The 22,187-nt window shown below is 34.8% G+C and carries 20 protein-coding genes, 2 tRNA genes and 3 pseudogenes; 14 read left to right on the top strand and 11 right to left on the bottom strand.

Annotated features, from left to right (window positions below; genetic code table 11):
• Positions 1–35: 35 nt before the first annotated feature.
• The gene (locus tag ONG78_RS02370; protein WP_264376522.1) at positions 36–1,949 is read right to left on the bottom strand and encodes an ATP-dependent helicase; all 1,914 of its coding nucleotides are present in this window, start codon (positions 1,947–1,949) and stop codon (positions 36–38) included.
• Positions 1,950–2,077: 128 nt separating this feature from the next.
• Positions 2,078–2,494: a WD_0964 family protein gene (locus ONG78_RS02365; protein ID WP_264374513.1), complete on the bottom strand. Its 417-nt coding sequence runs from the start codon at positions 2,492–2,494 to the stop codon at positions 2,078–2,080.
• A gap of 211 nt (positions 2,495–2,705) precedes the next feature.
• Between ONG78_RS02365 and ONG78_RS02360 the strand changes: the two genes are divergently transcribed.
• Genes ONG78_RS02360 through ccmE form a run of 8 tightly spaced genes read left to right on the top strand, consistent with a single transcriptional unit; the run spans position 2,706 to position 9,509 of the window.
• The gene (locus ONG78_RS02360) at positions 2,706–3,293 is read left to right on the top strand and encodes an NADH-quinone oxidoreductase subunit J (RefSeq protein ID WP_264374512.1); all 588 of its coding nucleotides are present in this window, start codon (positions 2,706–2,708) and stop codon (positions 3,291–3,293) included.
• Positions 3,284–3,592 (top strand): NADH-quinone oxidoreductase subunit NuoK, encoded by a 309-nt coding sequence (gene nuoK, locus ONG78_RS02355; protein ID WP_064085801.1) that lies wholly within the window; start codon positions 3,284–3,286, stop codon positions 3,590–3,592. The genes ONG78_RS02360 and nuoK overlap by 10 nt, the downstream gene beginning before the upstream one ends.
• Before the next feature lie 4 nt (positions 3,593–3,596).
• Positions 3,597–5,444: an NADH-quinone oxidoreductase subunit L gene (gene nuoL, locus ONG78_RS02350; protein WP_264374511.1), complete on the top strand. Its 1,848-nt coding sequence runs from the start codon at positions 3,597–3,599 to the stop codon at positions 5,442–5,444.
• A 3-nt stretch (positions 5,445–5,447) separates the two neighbouring features.
• Positions 5,448–6,890 (top strand): complex I subunit 4 family protein, encoded by a 1,443-nt coding sequence (locus tag ONG78_RS02345; protein WP_264377577.1) that lies wholly within the window; start codon positions 5,448–5,450, stop codon positions 6,888–6,890.
• Positions 6,887–8,272, top strand: coding sequence for an NADH-quinone oxidoreductase subunit N (locus ONG78_RS02340; RefSeq protein ID WP_264377576.1), 1,386 nt, complete (start codon positions 6,887–6,889; stop codon positions 8,270–8,272). Before ONG78_RS02345 ends, ONG78_RS02340 begins: the two co-directional genes overlap by 4 nt.
• A 4-nt stretch (positions 8,273–8,276) precedes the next feature.
• Entirely contained in the window at positions 8,277–8,999 is a 723-nt protein-coding gene (locus ONG78_RS02335; RefSeq protein WP_264374509.1) for a biotin--[acetyl-CoA-carboxylase] ligase, read from the top strand.
• The gene (locus ONG78_RS08085; RefSeq protein ID WP_458694286.1) at positions 8,996–9,133 is read left to right on the top strand and encodes a CcmD-like small membrane protein; all 138 of its coding nucleotides are present in this window, start codon (positions 8,996–8,998) and stop codon (positions 9,131–9,133) included. Before ONG78_RS02335 ends, ONG78_RS08085 begins: the two co-directional genes overlap by 4 nt.
• On the top strand, positions 9,117–9,509 hold the full coding sequence (ccmE, locus tag ONG78_RS02330) for a cytochrome c maturation protein CcmE (protein ID WP_264374508.1): 393 nt from the start codon (positions 9,117–9,119) through the stop codon (positions 9,507–9,509). The genes ONG78_RS08085 and ccmE overlap by 17 nt, the downstream gene beginning before the upstream one ends.
• 74 nt (positions 9,510–9,583) lie before the next feature.
• On the opposite strand, the gene ONG78_RS02325 is transcribed toward ccmE, so the two are convergent.
• The 4 genes from ONG78_RS02325 to ONG78_RS02310 form a co-directional block, all read right to left on the bottom strand.
• Complete coding sequence (locus ONG78_RS02325) at positions 9,584–9,946, bottom strand: hypothetical protein (protein WP_264377575.1); 363 nt, start codon at positions 9,944–9,946, stop codon at positions 9,584–9,586.
• A gap of 115 nt (positions 9,947–10,061) precedes the next feature.
• Positions 10,062–11,507, bottom strand: coding sequence for a magnesium transporter (locus ONG78_RS02320; protein WP_264377574.1), 1,446 nt, complete (start codon positions 11,505–11,507; stop codon positions 10,062–10,064).
• A gap of 499 nt (positions 11,508–12,006) precedes the next feature.
• Positions 12,007–12,378 (bottom strand): transposase, encoded by a 372-nt coding sequence (locus tag ONG78_RS02315; protein WP_264377573.1) that lies wholly within the window; start codon positions 12,376–12,378, stop codon positions 12,007–12,009.
• Positions 12,379–12,468: 90 nt separating this feature from the next.
• A complete protein-coding gene (locus ONG78_RS02310) occupies positions 12,469–12,840 on the bottom strand; it encodes a transposase (protein WP_264374776.1) in 372 nt (123 codons plus the stop codon).
• A 50-nt stretch (positions 12,841–12,890) separates the two neighbouring features.
• Between ONG78_RS02310 and ONG78_RS02305 the strand changes: the two are divergent.
• From ONG78_RS02305 to ONG78_RS02290, 4 genes and pseudogenes are all read left to right on the top strand, one after another.
• Positions 12,891–13,193, top strand: a pseudogene (locus ONG78_RS02305) (DUF2924 domain-containing protein); the annotation flags it as partial.
• Positions 13,194–13,203: 10 nt separating this feature from the next.
• Positions 13,204–13,683 (top strand): annotated as a pseudogene (locus tag ONG78_RS02300) (recombinase family protein); the annotation flags it as partial.
• Positions 13,684–14,228: 545 nt separating this feature from the next.
• Positions 14,229–15,473: a group II intron reverse transcriptase/maturase gene (ltrA, locus tag ONG78_RS02295; protein ID WP_264377174.1), complete on the top strand. Its 1,245-nt coding sequence runs from the start codon at positions 14,229–14,231 to the stop codon at positions 15,471–15,473.
• Positions 15,474–15,549: 76 nt separating this feature from the next.
• A pseudogene (locus tag ONG78_RS02290) lies at positions 15,550–16,569 on the top strand (recombinase family protein); the annotation flags it as partial.
• Positions 16,570–16,732: 163 nt separating this feature from the next.
• Here ONG78_RS02290 and ONG78_RS02285 read toward each other — a convergent pair.
• The 4 genes from ONG78_RS02285 to ONG78_RS02270 all read right to left on the bottom strand — a co-directional run bounded on the left by ONG78_RS02285 (position 16,733) and on the right by ONG78_RS02270 (position 20,001).
• Positions 16,733–17,104: a hypothetical protein gene (locus tag ONG78_RS02285; RefSeq protein ID WP_264377572.1), complete on the bottom strand. Its 372-nt coding sequence runs from the start codon at positions 17,102–17,104 to the stop codon at positions 16,733–16,735.
• Positions 17,098–18,228, bottom strand: coding sequence for an ankyrin repeat domain-containing protein (locus ONG78_RS02280; RefSeq protein ID WP_264377571.1), 1,131 nt, complete (start codon positions 18,226–18,228; stop codon positions 17,098–17,100). The genes ONG78_RS02285 and ONG78_RS02280 overlap by 7 nt, the downstream gene beginning before the upstream one ends.
• 190 nt (positions 18,229–18,418) lie before the next feature.
• On the bottom strand, positions 18,419–19,468 hold the full coding sequence (locus ONG78_RS02275) for an RDD family protein (protein WP_264377570.1): 1,050 nt from the start codon (positions 19,466–19,468) through the stop codon (positions 18,419–18,421).
• A 457-nt stretch (positions 19,469–19,925) separates the two neighbouring features.
• Positions 19,926–20,001, bottom strand: a tRNA-Ala gene (locus tag ONG78_RS02270).
• A 299-nt stretch (positions 20,002–20,300) separates the two neighbouring features.
• On the opposite strand from ONG78_RS02270, the gene ONG78_RS02265 reads away from it, so the two are divergent.
• Together ONG78_RS02265 and nuoF are read left to right on the top strand one after the other, a co-directional pair.
• A tRNA-Lys gene (locus tag ONG78_RS02265) sits at positions 20,301–20,373 on the top strand.
• 17 nt (positions 20,374–20,390) lie between these two features.
• Positions 20,391–21,644 carry an NADH-quinone oxidoreductase subunit NuoF gene (nuoF, locus tag ONG78_RS02260; RefSeq protein ID WP_264374503.1) on the top strand — a complete coding sequence of 418 codons (1,254 nt, stop codon included), beginning with the start codon at positions 20,391–20,393 and terminating at the stop codon, positions 21,642–21,644.
• A 22-nt stretch (positions 21,645–21,666) separates the two neighbouring features.
• On the opposite strand, the gene infC is transcribed toward nuoF, so the two are convergent.
• A complete protein-coding gene (infC, locus tag ONG78_RS02255) occupies positions 21,667–22,185 on the bottom strand; it encodes a translation initiation factor IF-3 (protein WP_010404127.1) in 519 nt (172 codons plus the stop codon).
• Positions 22,186–22,187: the final 2 nt, after the last annotated feature.

The raw sequence follows: 22,187 nt of genomic DNA, 5'->3' as shown, positions 1-22,187 counted from the left end.
CAGATGTGTTTGTCGTAAGAGCTGCAGTTATAGCTTCAACAGTAGGCACTATTCTTGATCACCTCAACATTTTCTCTTGGCAGTTCTTTAATAAATCGAGAAGTGTACATTGATTTCCATTGGTTATTCATTTCCCTTCTGTCTGCACATGAAATGATCAACCTTTCTTTTGCTCTAGTTATGCCAACATATGCAAGTCTTCTCTCTTCTTCTAAAGCTTTACCACTTTTATCTTCAAAAGATCTTTGATGAGGAAATAATCCTTCTTCCCAACCAGGTAAAAACACACACGGAAATTCAAGTCCTTTAGCTGCATGAAGAGTCATAACATATACAGTGTCATCGCTATTCATATTATCCACTTCCATCACCAGGCTAATGTGCTCCAAGAAGGTTATAGCGTTGTCAAAATTCTTCAAAGATGAAATGAGCTCTTTAACATTTTCTATTCGCGCTAAACCCGTCACTCCTTCATTCTCAAGCATTTCCATATATCCTGATTGATTTGCTACGATTTTAACGAATTCATGCAGTGGTTTTACGCTTACTATTTCTTCCCAAGCTTTAATTTTATTTAAAAAATCATTTAGTGAGAGTTTAATTCTTTCGGTTACTTGATCACTATTAACCAATATTTTTGCTGCCTCAAAAAAAGAAATTTTGTTATCCTGAGCAGTCGTGTATATTTTCTTTAGAGTTGTAGCTCCTATGCTTCTTTTTGGACGATTTACGATCCTTTCAAAAGCGAGATCATCATTATTATTTGTAACAAGCCTCAAATATGCAATTATATCCCTTACTTCTTGACGTTCGTAGAATTTTACGCCACTTATAATCTTATAGGGAATTGAATATTTTATAAAATACTCTTCGAGCACTCTAGTTTGAAAAGTCGCTCTTACGAGCACTGCAATGTCACTAAATCTGTATTTATTGAGCTTTAATATCTGTTCGCTTATGAACCTTGCTTCAGCTTTCCCGTCCCATAATTTTATTAGATTTACCTTTTCCCCTTCAATGTTTGTTGTCCACAACTTTTTTTCTAAGCGAGTCTTATTGTGATTGATAACATATGATGCAGTTGCAAGTATGTGGGATGTTGACCTGTAGTTACACTCCAGTTTAACGGTTTTTGCATTTTTAAAATCATCGGAAAATTTCAAAATATTTTCAACTTCTGCACCACGCCAACTGTATATCGATTGATCGTCATCTCCTACACAACAAATATTTGAGTGCTCTTTTGCAAGGTATTTTAGCCAAAGATATTGTATTGCATTTGTATCTTGATATTCATCTACCATAATATATTTAAACTTGTTTTGGTAGTAGGATAGAACCTCGGTCTTTTGATTAAAGAGTTGTATGTTATATAGCAATAAGTCACCAAAATCGACAGAGTTAAGGAATTTTAACCTTTCCTGATACTGGTAATAGACTTTGAGTGCAGTTACGTAAACTGGCCTAAATGATTGAACATCTTCCACTTCAGACGGCAATAAACACTTCTCTTTCCATTGCTGAATAATATTCATAATGGTCTTACATTTTTCTGATAGGTAATCAGGGCTGATTTCATTAATAATATTTTTTATTACCTGTAATTGATCATCCACACCAATGATTGTGAAATTGGAATTTAAGCCCACAATTTCAGCATGATAACGTAAAATTTTTGCTGCAATTGCGTGGAAGGTGCCAAGCCATGGTATATTTGTGCCCGTAAGTTCAAGCACTCTTGATATCATTTCATTTGCTGCTTTGTTCGTGAATGTAACTGCTAAGATCTCATCGGAGTAAGCGTAGCCATTTCGAATTATGTGCGCTATTCTTGAAGTGATCGTTCTTGTTTTTCCCGTTCCCGCCCCTGCCAGTATCAAAATTGGCCCATTTAAGTTAGTTACAGCTAATTGTTGCTCTGGATTTAACAGTGAGAGATAATCGTTCATTGAAGCCCTATAGACTATAACTTCGTAAAGTTAAACCTATGATCCAAATATTGTAAAGATTTTATTGAATAGAACAGTTTAAAGAATGCTTCACTCAAGTACTACATATTTAAACGTAGGTTTTTTATCTATCTTGTTTTAGTAGCTTCAGGTGTATGTCGAGTAACAACAACTTGATTTGAGGTATTGGCACTAGAGCTTCTGCTTGTTGGGTGGATAGGTGGAGTTTTGAATGGCTTAGGCTTACGATTCAGTTCCTTCATCTCTATTTCCTCAGCTTTAACAGGAAGTTTTTCTGGAACATAGAAGTTATGCATTTCAGGTCGTTCAGTGAGATTTTCATATGTTTCTTTCAACCAAGCTCCGATATCATATATAAACCCATATGCTTCTTCTTTAAATTCTCTCCATGATCTACCTAAACTGGCTAGTGTGTTATTGAAGTAAATTGTCACATGATCTCTTGTGGTGTATTGATAACTTTTGCCATCTAACTTGCCACTTTGCTTATCACAAGTTTCGAAGTAACCAAATATGTTATACATTTTGAGCTATTACTGACTATTAACATGCATATATTGTACATTAATAAATTAAAATTGTCAAGAGTGTTTGTGTGACTGAGGAAATGCTCTATATAATAATTTAAAATGGAGCTGAAGCTTGTAGTACAATGTTTTTAAACGTTTAATATAATATTGACTTTACGGCAATAATTACTTTAAGTTAGTAACTATTGTTGCAGTTAAAGTATCGATGCCTTTTTTCTTTTGTTTTTTCGCAATTCTTAGCATTTTATCTGCTGTTTGTGTAATTAGCGTAAGGAATCCTGTGCATGCAGTATTATTTTTAATTTTCACCTTCGTTAACTCTGCAGTGCTTTTTATTCTCCTTGGAGCTGAATTCATTGCTATGATGGTGCTGATAGTATACATCGGTGCAGTTGCAGTGTTATTCCTCTTTGTAGTCATGATGCTCGATATCGACTACATAAGATTGCATCAGGGTTTTGCAAAGCATTTCACTCTTGGTGCTATATTATGTGTTGTGTTTTTTCTAATCATCAGCTTTGTAATCCGCAGCTCAGCACCAAATATAAGCAATGTTATAAACTATAATACCAATAACGTGAAAGCTATCGGTAATTTGCTCTACACTGACTACATGTACGCTTTTCATCTTTCTGGAATTTTGCTACTTGTTGCAATTGTCGGTGCAATTGCTCTTACTTTGCAGGACAAGAAAAAAGGAGTTAAAAAACAGAATGTATTAAAGCAATTGACACAATCTTCATCTGTAAAATTGATTAAGGCTAAATTTGGAAAAGGAGTAGAATGGAAATAGGATTAAATCATTTTTTGATAGTTGCTGCTATTTTGTTCACTATTGGCGTGTGTGGTATTTTCATTAACCGTAAGAGCATAATCAATATACTGTTATCAATAGAAATATTATTGCTGGCGATTAACATCAATTTAGTTGCTTTTTCTGCCTTTATGAATGATATAGTTGGGCAAATTTTTGTGATGTTTGTGTTGACTGTTGCGGCAGCAGAGTCAGGAGTTGCGCTTGCAATATTGGTTGTATATTATAGAAGCCGTGGCAATATAGACGTTGAACAAGCAAATTTAATGAAAGAATGAAAGTATGATGGATATACTGAAATTAATAGTATTTCTGCCACTTTTTGGTTCATTGTTTGGAGCATTTTTTAGAAAAAGTCAGTTAGTTACAACGGCAGGGATTGGAATATCTGCAGTTTTATCTTGGTATGTTTTTCTCACCTTCTCTGAAAATTATCACTTGAGTTTATTTCCTCTATTTTCATTAAGTGTATTAAAAGTAAATTGGGCAATTAGTGTGGATGCTCTCTCATCCTTAATGCTTATTGTTATTACCACCGTTTCACTGGTAGTACATCTCTACTCTATCGGTTATATGGAGCATGATAAGGGGAAGTCGAGGTTTTTTTCTTACCTATCGCTATTTACGTTTTGCATGATTGTGCTGGTTGTAAGCGATAATTTCGTGCAGCTTTTTTTTGGCTGGGAAGGGGTTGGCCTATGTTCTTATTTACTCATAGGATTTTGGTTCCAAAAATATTCTGCAAATAATGCAGCAATTAAAGCATTTGTTGTGAATAGGGTAGGAGACTTTGCACTATTGATTGGAATCTTTCTTATTTATTATACATTTCACTCTTTGAATTTTACTGAAGTTTTTGACACAACTGATCTTCTTGGCACGCAGAACATTAGGGCATTCTGCTGTGAATTCAAAGTAACTCATATAATATGCATATTACTTTTTATTGGCTGTATGGGTAAATCTGCACAGCTTGGTTTACATGTTTGGTTGCCAGATGCAATGGAAGGGCCAACTCCTGTTTCTGCACTTATTCACGCAGCAACGATGGTAACAGCAGGTATATTTTTAGTAGCAAAGTGTTCTCCATTGTTTGAGTTATCAAATGTGGCACGAGAATTAATAGTTATCGTTGGAGCACTCACTGCTTTTTTTGCAGCCACCGTTGCAATTACTCAGAACGATATAAAGAAAATAATTGCTTATTCAACCTGCAGTCAACTTGGTTATATGTTTATGGCATGTGGGCTTTCTGCTTACAATGTTGCTATTTTTCATTTAATGACACACGCTTTTTTTAAAGCTCTACTATTTCTTGGTGCTGGCAATGTGATTCATGCAATGCATCATGAGCAAAACATTCAGAAAATGGGAAATTGCTGGAAGAAAATCCCTTGCACTTACGCTCTCATGTGGGTTGGATCTCTTGCGCTTTCTGGGATATTCCCATTTGCAGGTTTTTATTCAAAGGATTTGATAATTGAACATGCTTATAGCACGGATAGCTTTGCTTTTGTAATAAGCTTAGTTGTTGCATTCTTCACAGCGTTTTACTCTTGGAGGTTATTGCTTCTTGTGTTCCACAGCCAAAAACAAAGTAAAATTAATATACATGAGGCACCAAAGATTATGCTTATACCATTACTGATACTCGCTTTTGGATCAGTATTTTCTGGAATATGGGGAGCAAATATTTTAAACATAACTAGTAATGCGTTTTGGAAATCAAGTTTAGTGATGATTGATGAGCATGGAGTTCATAATTTCTTTATAAAACTACTGCCAACCTTAGCAAGCCTAAGTGGAATAGCACTTGCATACCTAATTTACCAATATCAAGTAATTAGGCAAATTAAGAGTAAATTTTTACTTAAGTTTTTGCAGAATAAATGGTACTTTGATGAGGTGTATGAGTTTGTTATAATTGCACCGATAAGGTTTATATCTAGGCTTCTATGGAAGTTTGATGTTAAGGCTATTGATTCATTTGGACCAAATGGTGTTGTAAGGTTGGTTAATGAATGTTCAAAAAGTTCTATAAAGTTACAAACTGGTTATATATTTGATTATGCATTTATTATGTTTGTTACTTTAATAATCGGTGCTTTATATATTATTGGAATGAAATAGAAGGTGTTGTTACTTAGTATATTCTTGCTTCCACTGCTAGGGGCATTAACTTTATCCTCGGTCAGGATTAATCATCAATCTATACACCTAAGATTCCTTGCTCTATTTTTTGCTATACTTCCATTTTTGCTTAGCATTGTAGCTTGTATAGAATTTGATTATAACAATGCGGACTTTCAGTTTGTCAGCTATCCAGTAAGAGATATTGGAATAGGGGTGGATGGAATATCGTTGCTTTTCCTTCTACTTACGACCTTCTTGTTTGTTATTTGTATGCTCTATAATTGCAAAATGAGTTATACGACCCTAAAAGCCTATATGGCATTATTTCTGCTGCTTGAGAGTTTTGTAGTCGGTTTTTTCGTTTCACTGAATGCTATAGGCTTTTATGTATTTTTTGAAGCTGTCTTAATACCAATGTTCTTTATTATTGGCATCTGGGGAGGAAAACACAGGGTATATGCAACGTTTAAGTTGTTTCTTTATACATTAACTGGCTCATTATTATTCCTACTTGGATTGGTGTACATCTATAGCATTTTTGGAACGTTTAATATACAAAAATTAGCTACATTAGTGCCAAGCCTTGATCTTGAAGTGCAGTCATTGCTGTGGATTGCATTTTTTATTTCTTTTGCAATAAAAGTACCAATGTTTCCATTTCACACTTGGCTTCCTGATGCGCATGTGCAATCACCAACTTCTGGATCTGTGATTTTAGCTGGCTTGCTTATTAAAATGGGGGGATATGGATTTTTAAGGTTTTCTATTCCAATGCTTCCTCAGGCAAGTTTGTATTTTTCAAATTTCGTTGTTGTGCTGAGCATTATTGCGGTGATATATGCTTCTCTAGTTGCGTTTGCTCAAGATGATATAAAGAAGTTAATAGCTTATTCTTCAATAGCACATATGGGGATCGTTACTGCTGGCCTCTTTTCATTTTGTGAGGAAGGAGTACTCGGCGCTATATTTCAAATGATTAGTCATGGCCTTATTTCTGCTGCTTTATTTTTATGTGTTGGAATGCTATATACTCGAACTGGAACTTTGGAGATTGCAAAATATTTTGGCATAGTAAACACAATGCCAAAATTTGGTTTTATGTTCATTTTATTTTCAATGGCTTCAATAGGGCTACCTGGAACATCTGGGTTCGCAGGTGAGTTTTTGGCTATGGTTGGGATGTTTAAGAGCATAGGGTTTTTTACAGGATTTATCGCACTTGGCACTATTTTAAGCGCAGTTTATATGCTGAATTTATGTAAGCAAATAATATGGGGGGTTAGCTATTCTAAATTATTAAATAACCGTTTGGATAGCATAGAATTTTCTGTCTTAATTCTGCTTGCAGTGTTTGTTATTTTGCTTGGATTTTACCCAACCCTTGCACTGAATTATTTGAAGCCATGTATGGCAAATTTGTTAGTCAAATATAATGCGCTATGAATTATATACAGATATTGCCGGAAATGTTCTCTATTATCTCCTCGTTAGTGTTGCTACTGCTTGGGATTATATTTAACCGCAGAACTATCAACTTATTAGCACTTGGCTGCACAGTGGTAACTTTGATTATTTTAATTCTTTCGGCAGAAAACAATGAAATTTTTCTCTTTAATTCGTTGTTAAAACTCAATTTATACATCAGGTCAGCCCAAGGGTTAATTCTCAGCACAGGAATTTTAATACTTTTGATGCTGAATTTATCAAAATATGACTATAAATATGAATTTTCAATACTGATTCTTTTTGCACTGTTTGGCATGATAACTTTAGTTTCAGCAAATAGTCTGATTTCTTTTTACTTAGTTTTTGAGTTGATGAGTATATCTTTGTATGTTCTTGCGAGCTTTAATAAAGATTCGATTTATTCATGTGAAGCAGGAGTGAAATATTTTACACTTAGTGCACTATCTTCCTGCATTATGCTGTATGGAATGTCGCTGCTTTATGGATATACAGGACAAGTCAATTTCTCTGAGCTCGGTTCATTCTTGCAAAACCATCAGATAACTTATGGAATAGTTTTTGGGTTAGTTTTTATCCTTATTGGTTTGTGTTTCAAGCTTGCTATTGCTCCTTTTCATATGTGGGCTCCAGATGTCTATCAAGGTGCACCTACCATAGTAACTGCGTTTTTTTCTACGGCCCCAAAAGCTACACTTGTAACATTTTTAATTCGATTGATGAATGAAGAGTTAGTAAATGTAAAAAGTTATGTTCAGCCTATTTTCTTATACGTTTCAGCATTGTCTGTGCTTATCTCAGCTTTTGGGGCCTTGCGTCAGCAAAACTTAAAAAGGCTGCTTGCTTACAGTTCAATTGGTCATATTGGTTTTATATTTGCTTCACTTTCTATTTTTACACAAGCAGGAACAGATAGTGCCTTAATGTATTTGGTGATATATATCATCACAAGCATAGGGCTATTCTCATATCTCGTACAAATTGACGATGATGATTGTGATATTGCAAATTTATCTGGTATAGGAAAAAAGCAACCAATTTTAGCATTCCATCTTTCTATACTATTACTCTCGATGTCGGGAATACCTCCACTTGCAGGTTTTATCGCTAAATTTTTTATATTCAAAAGTTTAATAAATTCTGGCTTTATCAGCCTGTCTTTGATCCTTGTAATAGCGAGTGTGATATCATGCTACTATTATTTAAATATCATGAAAGTTATGTATTTTGATAAAGCTAGTGGTAATAAGGTTGCTTATTCTAGGGGTCTATTCATTATCACTTCAGTAGTTTCACTGATCAATCTCGTTCTTTTCTTGTATGTAGAAGATCTTGACTCACTCATTAAACTAAAGGGCTGACAAGGTGATCCTTGAAGGTTTTCGTATTTATCATTACAAAGAAGTTCCAAGTACTAATAAAGAATCATTGGGTTTAATTGAGAAAGGGATATCTAATGAAACTATTATTATTGCCGATAAACAAGCAGAAGGCAGGGGACGCACTGGAAAAAGCTGGATTTCTCCAGAGGGTAATCTCTATGCGAGTTTGATAATTAACCAAGAAAAGGATGTCAGCAAATTAACAGAATTGACTTTTGTTACTGCTCTTGCTGTTGGAAATACTATACTGTCATTTATAAATGGTCTAAATCTCCAGTATAAGTGGCCAAATGATGTTCTAATCGATGGCAAGAAAATAAGCGGAATATTGCTTGAAAAAAAATCCAATTCAAATTGGCTCATTATAGGAATTGGAATTAATGTCAATCATGCACCACTTCTAGGAACAACGTGCATTAGCAATTACGGTGAATCTGTGTCTCACATGGATCTGTTAAAAGAATTAATAATAAACTTTAATAAGCTAAGAAAGCAATGGCTATTTGATGGGTTTTATGCTATAAGAGAAATGTGGTTAAAAAAAGCATTCAAAATGAATGAGCAAATCAGTGTAAAGTTAGCTGACAAATTGTATGAAGGAATTTTTGCTGATATAGATAAAAGTGGTAAATTGGTGTTTCAGCAAAATGATGGAAGCTTAATTTATTTTGATGCAGGTGAGTTATTTATTGGCAGTGCATTATGAATACATATGTAATTTTTGCTTACCTTATTAGTTTCATACTGATTGGTGGAAATTTTATTTTTACCGTTTCTTGCTATATAAAAAGTAAAAAAAACTTAGAAAGTCTTAAAAGCAACAATGAAGAAGAAACATAAGCGATTACTTATAACTTCAGGAATTTTCTGCTTTTTAAGTTGTGCAGTTTTTTTTATTTTAACAACGCTCAAAGAAAATATCTCATTTTTCTATACAGTAAGTGAAGCCATAGTCTTGCCAAATAATCAAAAGCCAATCCGTGTTGGTGGAATGGTTGTTGAAAATAGCGTGATACGGAGCGAAAGTGAAGTAATTTTTCAAATGACAGATTTTAACAAAAGCGTTGTGGTAAAATATCAGGGAATACTTCCACCAATGTTTTCAGAAAAAAGTGGTGTTGTTGTGCAAGGTAAAATGTTTGATAATAGTACTTTTCTTGCAGATACGGTGTTTGCAAAACATGATGAGAATTACAAGTCGAAAGTTTTAAAATAGATTCCCTAATTTAGCTGTATCTAAACAGCATGTGAAAAGAGTAACAGCCTGCTAGCAAGCTGTTACTTTTTTTCTTAAATGAACTCAGGGGTATCCATTGGCGGTGGTTCTAATTCGGACTTTAAATCGTTAATTGTCTTTATTAGTCCACTATTTTCATCACCAACTGTACCTATCAATGTTATAACTTTAGTTTGCTCAGCTTTTAATGTTGTATTTAATATATCAATTATATTATTCATATTGTTAGTTACTTTCCCAATAATATTTTGAACATGGGAGAATGGTGCAAACTTCTTTAATTGATCATCTGTGTAAGGATCTCCTGTGGCCATAAATATAATGGGCTCAATTTTACTTATAATTGGCTTGTCTTCTCCATTACCAGCTCTTGCGAGATTCTGTGCACTATTTTGTACACTGTTGTCCGTTGTCATATATTACCTCCGTAATTATGTAAAAAATTTAACTAATTCTTAACTATAATAAACAACATATAAGCTGCTTATTGTTGGAATATTTTGTTATAGCTCCAAATCTAGAGCTATTTATCTATATTAACTCATAATATCCTTCTTCCATAACATCATATGGAGAATCCATTGGTGGCGGTGTGGTAAATTCGTCGAGCTTTTTGTGTAACTCATTTATCGATTCTTTTTGTTTATAAAACTCCTCCTTCAATGCATCAATAATAGCTTTAGAATGACCTTTACTATCAAGATCACCAATCACAGATATAACTTTCTCGTGAGGCAATTTGTGAATGATGTCTTTAAGCTCTTCTGCATCTACGTTATCCAAAAGTTCTTTAAACTGCTCACTAGACATATTATGAGCAAAAGCTTGAAGTTTTTCTGGGTTATTAGCTAAAGACTTAATAACCATCTGAATTTTATTAGGATCAGTTAAATCTCGAGCTACTATTGCAAGTTTCTTGTGGTCTAGCTTATTAATTAAATTATGTAATGTATCTTCTTCTAAAGTTTTTACTAAGATTGGAAGTTTATTTCTCAACGCTTCGTCCAAAATAGTGTTTATCATTCTCTCATTTGCATTTTTTATTAGTTCTACAAACTGGTCATCACTCATTGTCTCGATCGCCATCTGGAACTGATCCATTTTAAGGTGAGGGAAAATTTGTTTTACTTGATCTGGGTTAAAGTCTTTTACTAAGTTCGTAACCTGATCCTTATTTAATAAGGGGACTATTATTCCTAACTTTTTTGAATCCAATGTGTGAGTAAGGGCTTGTAATTGATGATTGGTTAAATGATTCACTAAAGCTAGAAATTGTCCATCTGTTAAGTTCTCTGCTAAAACCTGTAGTTGTTTATTTGTTAAGCTCTTTGCTAAAATCTGTAATTTCTCATTATTAAGAATATCGGCAAGAGTCTCTAACTGATTTCCTGTTAAGTTCTTAAAAAAAGTTTTGGCGAACTCACTTGATATTAGTACACTCTTTGGTATCTTAGACGATGTTATATCTTCTATCACCTTTGCTGTATCATGGTGTGGCATACTGTATTGTAATATCTTGTTGTCAGGTGAATCGATTATGTTTCCTTCCTTATCTGAAAAATAATATTTATCGTCACCAAGACCTGATTCCTCCCATGTTAAATATTTGTACTTCAATTCTTCACCTACAAAATTATGATAACCAGTTTTATCTCCTGTGCCCCAATTTAATGATAGTTTAACTAATCTATCATTGTCATATGCAAATGAATTACTGTTCTTATAATAACCAGGTTGATCATCTCGAATATATCTGTTTTGTTTTTCTTCTACGCAATACATTCCAAATCTATCAAGAAAATCGCTACAGAATTTTATAGATAATTCTAGCGTATCGTCTTCTTCGCTTAGCGATATAAGCTTGACTTTTTTCATAGATTGAGGATCTTCAATGTTAGAATACGTTTTATATCTACTAGATCCGCATGAAAATTGCTGTCCAGGTACCATCTTAAAGACATGTTTTTTTCCACTCATAAGTATTATCTAATAAATTTAATTATAGCTATTCTAGCATTTACTGATTAATTTATAATTAAATTAGCATGTATTGGAGTCATAATAACAAATATCACTAGAGAATTAGTATAAAACCCCGATAGAATAAATAGGCTGGCTTTATGGTATGTTGAAACCTATATTGGTGGACCCTACAATACTTTTGAACTTGTTCTCTGTTGCTTTATGTAAGATGGTTAAAAATACTTAAAATAGACACATTTTTGGTAACTTTACTTAACATAAAAAGCCCTATAAGTTTGAGAATTTGAGAGAAATTCAAGATAAAAAAGAGCTGGTAGTGAGTAAAGTAAACAAAAAATTCTCCACTAATACTGCAGTAGATAAAAATTCTAGAAAACGTATAAAAATATCTTGCATTCCTAATTTCCCTGATTACGATATGCTAACCCTATAATGGTAGGTTTAACACAAATTAATAATACGGAACCTTATGTCAATAATACTATAGTATTTTCTAAAATGAATGATAAATTTCCATTATGGTATTACCAACCAAAAGTTGTAAGTCTGTACATTTATACATTAGAGGTCTGAGGCGGCTTTTGATGGTATGCCAACAGTGTTCTATGGGATTCAAATCTGGTGAATATGTTGGAAGATACAGCACATGACAGCCAAAAGACTCTATTAATGATTTTGTTTTAGTGGTCTTATGAAATGTAGCATTATCCATAACTATGGTTGTGCCAAGTGGCAATTTAGGTTTCTCCAACCATATATTGAATACCTCTTTGTCACACCCACCTTTGAAAGTCATTGGTGCAATAAATCTCATTCCAATCCACCCGGCTACTATACTGATTCTCTCTCGCTGGAATATCTGCATAAATTTTCTTTCCTCTTGGAGCACGTCCATATTCTCGGTATAATTTATTATCAACTCCTGCTTCATCTATATATAAGATGCTGGAATGGTCTATTTTTGAGATTTTATCAATAAACTGCTTCTTGATTGCGCTCTTGATATAGTGTGACTTTTTTTTAAAGTAATTTTTAGCTGTTTTAGTCTATACCAAATTGAATTTATTCCAAATCCAAGATTTTGTTTCATCTCTGCCAGAGTATGATCTGGATTCTTTGTAACATATTCTTCGAGTATTTTTGGGTCTATTTTTCGAATGAAGCTGCCGTTTTTAGATGGCTTGAGGCTTTCACCAGCAGCTTTCTTTTTTAACCAGCGGTACAAAGTTGCTATTCCTATCTCCAGAAGCTCTGCCACCTCAACCTTCGTCTTCCCTTTTCCTATCATCGATATTGCCTTTTCTCTTAAATCCACACTATACGCCATTATAACCCAAATACCTTATTATACCTTTATCATTTACTTTGGGAAATACTATAGCTTATAGAATGCAGGAAAAAGCATATGGAGAAATGTCAAGAAAAGGAGCAAAAAGACTAGAGTATCTGGCAGATCGGCTAGAGAAGGGAAAAAGAATAAGTAGTGACAAACTTCCGGTAGCAGGAACAGAGCTAATATTAGAGAGAGGAGAAGAGATGCATGCGGTGATGGTAACAGACAAGGGTTTAATCTACAGAGAAGAATTTTTCACATCATTATCAGCAGTAGCCGGGAAAATAATGGGAATGAGCTACAACGGACCTTTATTATTCGGTATGCGTGATAAAAATGAAAATTGAAGAGAATAAAATGCTAAAAGAAGTAAGGTGTGCGATATATACAAGAAAATCAAATGAGGATGGGCTAGAACAAAAGTTTAACAGTCTTGATGCGCAGCGAGTAGCATGTGAAAAATACATAAAGAGCAGAGAAGGCTGGGTAGCATTGGCTAAAAAGTACGATGATGGAGGATTTTCAGGGAAAAATTTAGAAAGACCAGCGATAAAGGAATTATTTGAAGATGCAAAAAAAGGAGAAGTAGATTGTGTAGTAGTGTACACACTAGATAGATTATCAAGAGAAACAAAAGACAGCATAGAAGTAACGTCATTTTTTAGAAGGCACCGAGTAAATTTTGTAGCAGTAACACAGATATTTGACAATAATACGCCAATGGGAAAATTCGTACAGACAGTATTATCAGGAGCAGCACAACTAGAAAGAGAGATGATAGTAGAGAGAGTAAAAAATAAAATAGCAACATCAAAAGAACAAGGTTTATGGATGGGGTGTGCCGTAGAGACACAAAGAATGATCAGAAATGAGCAAACTAAGTGCTTAAGCTGCACAATAGATGAGGGAAGGTCCCTCAAAGTCGGCTTGCAAGAGCAGGCTTTAAACAACCATAAGCTGCTTTGATAAAGAGTCAAGGTAGTGAGCGTTATGGAAAAGGCACAAATACGTGTCATGTACGAAATAGAGAGGCGAATGAAAATGAACCACTGATGAAGTGTCGAAAGGGCTGAGACGACGTCAAAACCAGGAGCTCCCATCTCTCCTGGGATAGATCTACAAGGAACTTGCTTACTGGGTAGGTGGCGTCCGGCATATAGGTGGCGTGAAAACTATTATAGGCTATTGTGTAGAACTGCGGGAACCTGTCGTTTCGATGACAAGGGAGAAATCCAAGAAGCTAAACTTCAAGGATGAGAGTACCGATGCGAAGAACAGGGGCGGATCAGCTTGTAGTAGTGAAGAAGTTTCTGTAATGGAAAGGGAGCGAAGGAGCTGAGTTATTCAGTTTTAATTATGTATCAACCGAAAGGGAGGAGTTAATGAATAAAACAAAGTCTTTTGATATACCAAAGCAACTTATTTGGAGGGCTTATAAACAAGTATCGAAAAATAAAGGTGCGGCTGGTGTGGATGAGGTATCGATAACAAAGTTTGAAGAGAACCTGAAGGATAATCTGTACAAACTATGGAATCGGATGTCATCAGGAAGTTATTTTCCAGAGCCTGTAAAAGCTGTAGCAATACCGAAAGATACGGGAGGGGGACAAAGAATTTTAGGTGTTCCTTCAGTATTCGACAGGATAGGGCAAACGGCTGCTTCTATGTATCTTGAGCTGCTAGTAGAGCCAAAATTCCATGAAGATTCATATGGTTATAGACCAAATAAATCAGCACTGGATGCGGTAGATACTGCAAGGAAAAGATGCTGGAGGTATGATTGGACGATAGATCTAGATATATCCGGGTTTTTCGACAATTTGGATCACGAGTTGGCATTGCAAGCTATCAAGAAGCATACAAACTGCAAATGGATCATACTGTATGTTGAAAGGTGGATGAAAGCCGCTATTCAGCTAGAAGATGGCAGTAAGGTAGTTAGGGAAAAGGGAGTTCCGCAAGGAGGTTCAGTTAGCCCAATCATTTCGAATATATTCATGCATCACGTATTTGATATATGGATGAAACAGAACTACCCTACAGTACCATTTGAGAGGTATGTAGATGATGCAATAGTGCACTGCAAGACGCAAAAACAGGCAGAATTTATGAGAGTAATGATCGAAGAAAGATTAGCCAAATATAAGCTAAAGTTACATCCTGATAAAACACAAATTGTGTATTGTAAGGATGGCAACAGGAAGAATATGTTTCCTACACAAAGCTTTGATTACCTAGGATATACTTTTAGACCTAGAAAAGCAAAGAGCAAGATAGGGAAATATTTCGTTGCATTTCTTCCAGCAATTAGCAATAAGGTTAAGAAAAAGATTACTACAACCATAAGGTCATGGAAAATACTACGAAAAACACACATAACATTAGAGGAGATATCAAAGAAAGTAAATCCAATAGTCAGAGGCTGGTATCAGTACTATGGCAGGTTTTACCAATCGGAGGTGTATAAACCTCTTAACAATGTAGAGCAACATCTAGAAAAGTGGACAAGAAAGAAATATCCGAAACTTGGAAAAAGACTAGCAAGGCAACTTCTAGGAAAAATAAAAGAAGAGAATCCAAAGACTTTCTACCACTGGACAGTAGGGTTAGGTCAAAAGGCTGAATAATGGAAGCTGTATAAATCGAGAGATTTACGTACAGTTTTGCGAGAGACTGGCTGGGGAAGTTCCGCCGGTCTACTCTCCGGGAACTTTGCCGCTTGGGTATAATGTAAAAGATAAAGAATTAATGATAAATGAGAAAGAAGCAAAGACAGTAAAGCATATATTTGAAAGGTATGTAGAGCTGAAGTCAATGGCAGAATTGGCAAGGGAGCTAAATAGTCAGGGTTACAGAACAAAATCAGATATCTTTAAAAAAGCAACAGTGAGAAGGATAGTAACAAACCCAATATATATGGGAAAAATCAGGCATTATGAGAAAGAGTATGAAGGAAAGCATGAAGCAATAATAGAGGAAGAAAAATGGCAAAAAGCACAGGAATTGATAAAGAATCAGCCATATAGAAAAGCAAAATATGAGGAAGCGCTGCTAAAGGGTATGATAAGATGCAGATGCTGCAAAGTAAACATGACGCTGACATACTCAAAAAAAGAGAATAAAAGGTATCGATACTACGTATGTAATAACCACTTAAGGGGAAAGAATTGTGAATCAATAAACAAGACTATAGTAGCTGGAGAAGTGGAAAAAGAAGTGATGAAGAAAGCGGAAGATTTATATGAAAAATGGAAAGAAAAAGCAGAAGAGTGGAAAAATTTAAGTTTTGGAAAGCAGAAAGAAGTAGTGAAAAAGCTAATAAAAGGAGTAATGGTAAAAGGAGAGGGGATAGAGGTGAGTTCAGAGAATAAGGTAGAATTTATACCAATAAAGAAGAAAGGAAATAAATGCACAGTAGTAGAACCAGAAGGAAAAACAAACAATGTGCTACTGAAAGCAGTGGTAAGAGCACATTCGTGGAAACGGCAACTGGAAGAAGGAAAATACGAAAGTGTGAAAGAGCTGAGTGCCAAAATTAATATAGGTACAAGACGTATACAGCAAATTTTAAGGTTGAATTATTTAGCACCAAAAATTAAAGAAGATATAGTAAATGGGAGGCAGCCAAGAGATTTGAAGTTAGTTGATTTAAGAGAAATACCGATGCTGTGGAGTGAGCAAAGGGAGAAATTTTACGGGTTTAAACAAGCCGTCCGCCAATAAAAAACAAGATAATTTCTTTAGAAGAATCTATAAATTATTAACTAGATATTTCTAAACTCTCCTGCCATTTCTCTGCGTTGAGCATATAGCTTACAGTACATTTTGAGTTTTCTACACCTACATTTTCACAAGTAGCTATTTAACAAAGCCTTCTCAGATAGAATTAAAAGGATTTTTGATAATCCATGCCTTTAGATATCGTTGTGTTGCTTAGCGAGCTCCTAGGACACTGATCAAGCTTTTCAAATTTACTAATTGCCATTTTGACATCTTTTTCTATAGCGCTAAGCCTTCTTTCTTTAATTTGCTCCAGTGTCAAAAGCGAATCATCGAGTGGCCTTGAATACTTTTGCCCAGTGAACTTTCTAATTGCCACATCAGCTAAAAAAGCCATTCCACCAAAACCAACCTGTGAAGAATTGATTGAGTTTTCACCTGAATAGGTAATGGACTGTTGTGCAAAAGGTAAAGCAGGAGTGCCTTGGAATATGCCACTGAGTGCAGCAGTAGTTGAAGCTCCTATCGAATTCAACATACTACTAACAAAAAAAGAAGGTTTTGTTGCACTGCTTGTTGCCATAGTAAATGTGCAATGACTTCTGCTATCACTATTTTAATATTAACCTCTTTCAATAAAACTAACATTTCTGGGCATTTATCTTTGTTAGTATTAGCAAAATCCAATGCTGTTAAACCGCGACCTTTAATACTAACATCAGCACCATTATCAAGTAAAAGCCTTGCTATCTCTGTATTACAAGCTACAACAGCTGACATTAAGGGTGTGCGTCCATAACCAAAACTATGTTCTGCATAACTTTCACTCTCTTGAATGTTAACATCTGCGCAGTGATCAAGAAGTAATTTTACCATTGCTAGGTGATCGTGTATGGTAGCCCAGTTTAAAGGCGTAAGACCATTTATAGCTTGAGCATTAACATCAGCACCATGGTCAAGTAAAAATTGTGCTATCTCTAAATTGCCACGTATAGAAGCAGCATGTAAGGGAGTAGCACCATATTTATTTTTAACATCAACATCAACTCCTTTCTCTACAAGATACTTCACTGTATTTAAATCATCTTTCATAGCAGCTAAGTGTAAAGCTGTATCACCATCTTCATTCATCACTTGTTGTTTTTTCGTATTCTGTTGCTTTTCTGTAACCTGTGATACTTCTGTAACTTGCTGACCCTCAGTAGTTTGTGGTAGTTCTGTAACATGCTGTTCCTCCAATTTCTCTGTAACATGTTCTTTATTTAATACCTGAGAAAACTTCTGTGCAACCCTGAGCTCAGGAAAAGGATTTAAAACAATTTCACAAACCTCTCGTATAAAAGCCTTACGTTGTTCTTCAGTTGTATATTTTTCGATAAGCTGCTCTATGAAATTATCTATAAGCTCCTCAGTAATATACTTGCGAAGAGCATTTACAAACCCACCCAAATTATTATTTAATAAGAATTTCCCTGCTTTTAGCGATAAACTAAGAAGTTTACGTGCATCATCCTTCTGATTTCCGGCGATAATATCATATATGGAGCTACTTACTTCTGCACAATTAATTTTATCACTAAGACCTCTGCTAGACCGTAACAACTGAACAGTATTGTCTTTTATAGATGTAGTACCAGCTAATCGTTCCTGACCTATACCCATTTCATCCTCCCAAAGTACAACTAAAAATTGTCTTCACCATTAAGCTAAATAGTTGTAAATAACTTATGTAATATCCAATTTAGCCTTACTTATGACATAGGTATTTCTAGTGCCAACAATTTTTTCAAGTAAATTTTATACAGATCAGAAATTGAATAGCAAAAATAAAATCCTGAATTAGCCTGTAGGTTTATTTATCACTATTACTTCTGCTTTTTTTTACAGCCACTGTTTTTGCAATTTTATCGTGAAGGAATTGCTTACGTCGGTCAAATATTCCACATATAAAAATTAATATTATGGTTATCAAGATTAAGCCTGATAAGGGATCAAGCCACCATTCAGAAGTATACTTATTAAAAATTTCCCTCCTTGTGATCAGTATAGGAAAGCGAATAACTGCAAACGGGGTATGCCTGATTATCGCTTGCACTAAAGTGACATTTTCAAGTGTGTTTGCATCTTTTATATGAATGCCGCATAACAATTGTCCTGTAGTACCACCAAATCTTCTTATCATGAATACTCCGAATACTATTGATAGCAAAAAAGATAAGCAACTACGTGTAATGAATAATTTAAATCCAGCAATGTGAAAAATCACTCCTACAAAAATCAAACAGATTAAAGAAGTTCCCATAATAGTAAGACCGTCAATAATATGTGCTACGACACGTCTAGTTATTCCCACATAGTTTAAATTTAAGTGACATTCTTCAGGTTTATGATCTATCACTACTGTGTTTGCAATTTTATCATGAAAGAACTGCTTGTGTTTATCAAATATTGCAGGTATTAGGATCAATATTGGTAAAATTAAAAACCACTCAGAAATGTAATAGACAGGTAAAAACAAAAGCGTCTTAAGAGTGCTTCTTATCACCACCTGCATCAAAGTAGAGTTTTTAAGTGTGTTTATATCCTTTATGTATATACCAAATAGCAATTTTCCTGGAGTCCAACCAAGTCTTATTATCATTAATACTTCTAATGATATATATACTAAACTATCTAATAATGTACCTAGGTCTCCTAGTATTTCATGTCGTTCTGATATAAGGCCAGTATCAGTGTCGGTATCAGAAAAGACATAATTAAAAAAGCCAGTAAGAGATTCTTCTGGTAATATAAATGAAATTAATAAAAAAAAGAATGAACAACAGACTAGGAATATTGTTTGATCAACTAAATACGCTGCAATACGTTTAGTAATTTCTGCATAGTTTGCTTTAACATCCATTTTACGCCTCACATGATCATTTAATATTATAATATTAGCAATTAAACAATAGTAAAAGATGGCTTAACCTATTTCCAAGAAAATTGCTCATTATCAGCAAAGTGAACTATAAAAAGACATAATTTAAATATTTTTCAAAACAAACCTCTCTCTACTGTCAAATTAAATTCTTTTATTAACTTGTTTACTCTATGATTTTCTCTAAATTGTTGAAAAATACCCTATATTGTAGAGAAATAGAGAGTATTGTTAATAGATTATGTAAAAATATGGGGTTTTTAATGGGTAAACATTTGAAGTGAAATACCGTGTTTATTTGAACGGTGTTTAGCGTATTTTTGTATTTTAAATTTTGGCTAAAAACTCTCCATTGAGTGGGTGATGACAGTGACGACCTCCTCGGTGTAAACGAGATGCTCTACCAACTGAGCTCACCTCCCTTTTTCTCTGTTTGGTTTGGTGGAGGCAAGCGGGATCGAACCGCTGACCTTCTGCGTGCAAAACAGATGCTCTACCAGCTGAGCTATGCCCCCAACTTTTGCTTAAAGCATAAATCACTCAGGCTGAAATGCAAGAAATATTTATTTGTGAGGCTATTGCTAAATAGTGCACAAATTCTGCATTTATGTATAATTCTCTATCTTTTTAGAGTTGTACGTCAGCTTTACCAAATGAATCTTTGAATTAACAAGAAGTTTTCCTTCAAAAATTTTTAATTAAATTATCACTAATACAGTACATTATATAATTTATTTAACCACACATGGAAATTTTAGTTTGATTAAAATGGATAAAAACTATATTACTGTTTAGTATAGCTGAAAAATAAAATGATCCCGTAGCTCAGCCGGTAGAGCAACTGACTTTTAATCAGTGGGTCACGCGTTCGAATCGCGTCGGGATCACTTAGAATCTTAAAAGCATGCTAAAAGAACAGGACAAAATATTCACAAACTTAAATGGTAAAGAAACACCACTACTTGAGGGTGCAAAAAAACGTGGTAGTTGGCAAAAAACAAAGGAATTACTGGATTTAGGATCAGAAAAAATCATTGATGAAGTAAAGAAATCTGGCTTGAGAGGTCGAGGGGGTGCAGGATTTTCTACTGGCCTTAAGTGGAGCTTTATGCCTAAAAATCCTCCAAAAGCATATTTAGTAGTCAATGCAGATGAGTCAGAACCTGGTACATGTAAAGACAGAAACATATTACGATATGAGCCACACAAGCTACTTGAGGGAATTCTTCTGGCTGGCAGAGCGATCAGCGCATCAGCTGCGTATATTTATATCAGGGGTGAATTTTATAATGAACATTTAGTTCTAAAAAAAGCACTTGAGGAAGCCTATAAAGAAAACTTAATTGGAAAAAATGCCTGCAAGTCAGGTTATGATCTTGATGTGTTTATCCATAGGGGTGCAGGAGCTTACATATGTGGGGAAGAAACAGCTCAACTCGAATCCATTGAAGGAAAAAAGGGCTTTCCTCGCATGAAACCTCCATTTCCCGCAGGTGTTGGACTTTTTGGCTGCCCCACTACAATAAACAACGTTGAAACTATATCTATGGTTCCAGATATCCTAAATCGCGGAGGAGAGTGGTTTGCATCTCTTGGTAAACCAAATAATACTGGCACTAAGGTCTTTTGTATTTCAGGGCATGTAAATAATCCATGTAATGTTGAAGAAGAGCTAGGAATTTCACTACGTAAATTAATTGAAAAATATGCAGGTGGAGTGCGAGGAGGTTGGGATAACTTACTTGCTGTAATACCTGGTGGGTCTTCAGTACCATTAATTCCAAAATCTATATGCGATACTATTGAAATGGATTTTGATTCATTGAGAGCTGTACAATCAGGGCTTGGTACTGCTGCTGTGATAGTGATGGATAAATCAACTGACATAATAGCTGCAATAGAAAGATTATCACATTTCTATATGCATGAGTCCTGTGGGCAATGTACACCATGTCGTGAAGGTACTGGATGGATGTGGAGAATTATGAGAAGAATGGTAGCAGGAAATATTAAACCTGGTGAAGTAGATAAGCTACTTGACCTTACAACTCAAATAGAAGGACATACAATTTGTGCGCTTGGCGATGCTGCAGCTTGGCCAGTGCAAGGGCTAATCAGACATTTTCGTCATGTAATTGAAGATAGGGCAGTAACTTAACTTACACTTTTAAGTCGTTTTACTACTTAGCAACCAGAGTTAGAAAATATTGATTTCCTTCCCTTTTAGGCGCTAGCTCTACCTTTGCAATATCTTCAGTGTCTCGAATTAGCCGTTCTAATTTTTCCACTCCAACCTCAGTATTTATAAGCTCTCTACCTCTAAATTTCATTGTGCACTTGATTTTATGCCCAGATATAAGAAAATCTCTTGTTTGACGCAATTTTGTTTCATAGTCATGATTATCAATATTGGGGCCCAGCTTAATTTCCTTTATAGTTAATGCTCTTTGTTTCTTTTTTGCCTCGCTTGCCTTCTTTTTTGCATCATATTTTTGTTTACTGTAGTCGAGTATTTTACATACTGGAGGAGTTGAATCAGGTGCAATTTCTACCAAGTCTAAATTGACACCTTGTGCAACTTCCAAAGCTTGTCTTAATGGCACAATTCCAACCATTTCACCATTATGATCAACTAAGCGTACTTCCTTAGCTGTGATGAATTCATTAATTTTGTTTTTATTATTCTTTTGAACTTGCAAGT

It is taken from the genome of Wolbachia endosymbiont (group B) of Philonthus cognatus (assembly GCF_947179345.1).
GTDB lineage: Bacteria > Pseudomonadota > Alphaproteobacteria > Rickettsiales > Anaplasmataceae > Wolbachia.
Note: the sequence above shows the minus strand (reverse complement) of the source record. Positions and strands in the feature narration are given on the sequence as shown.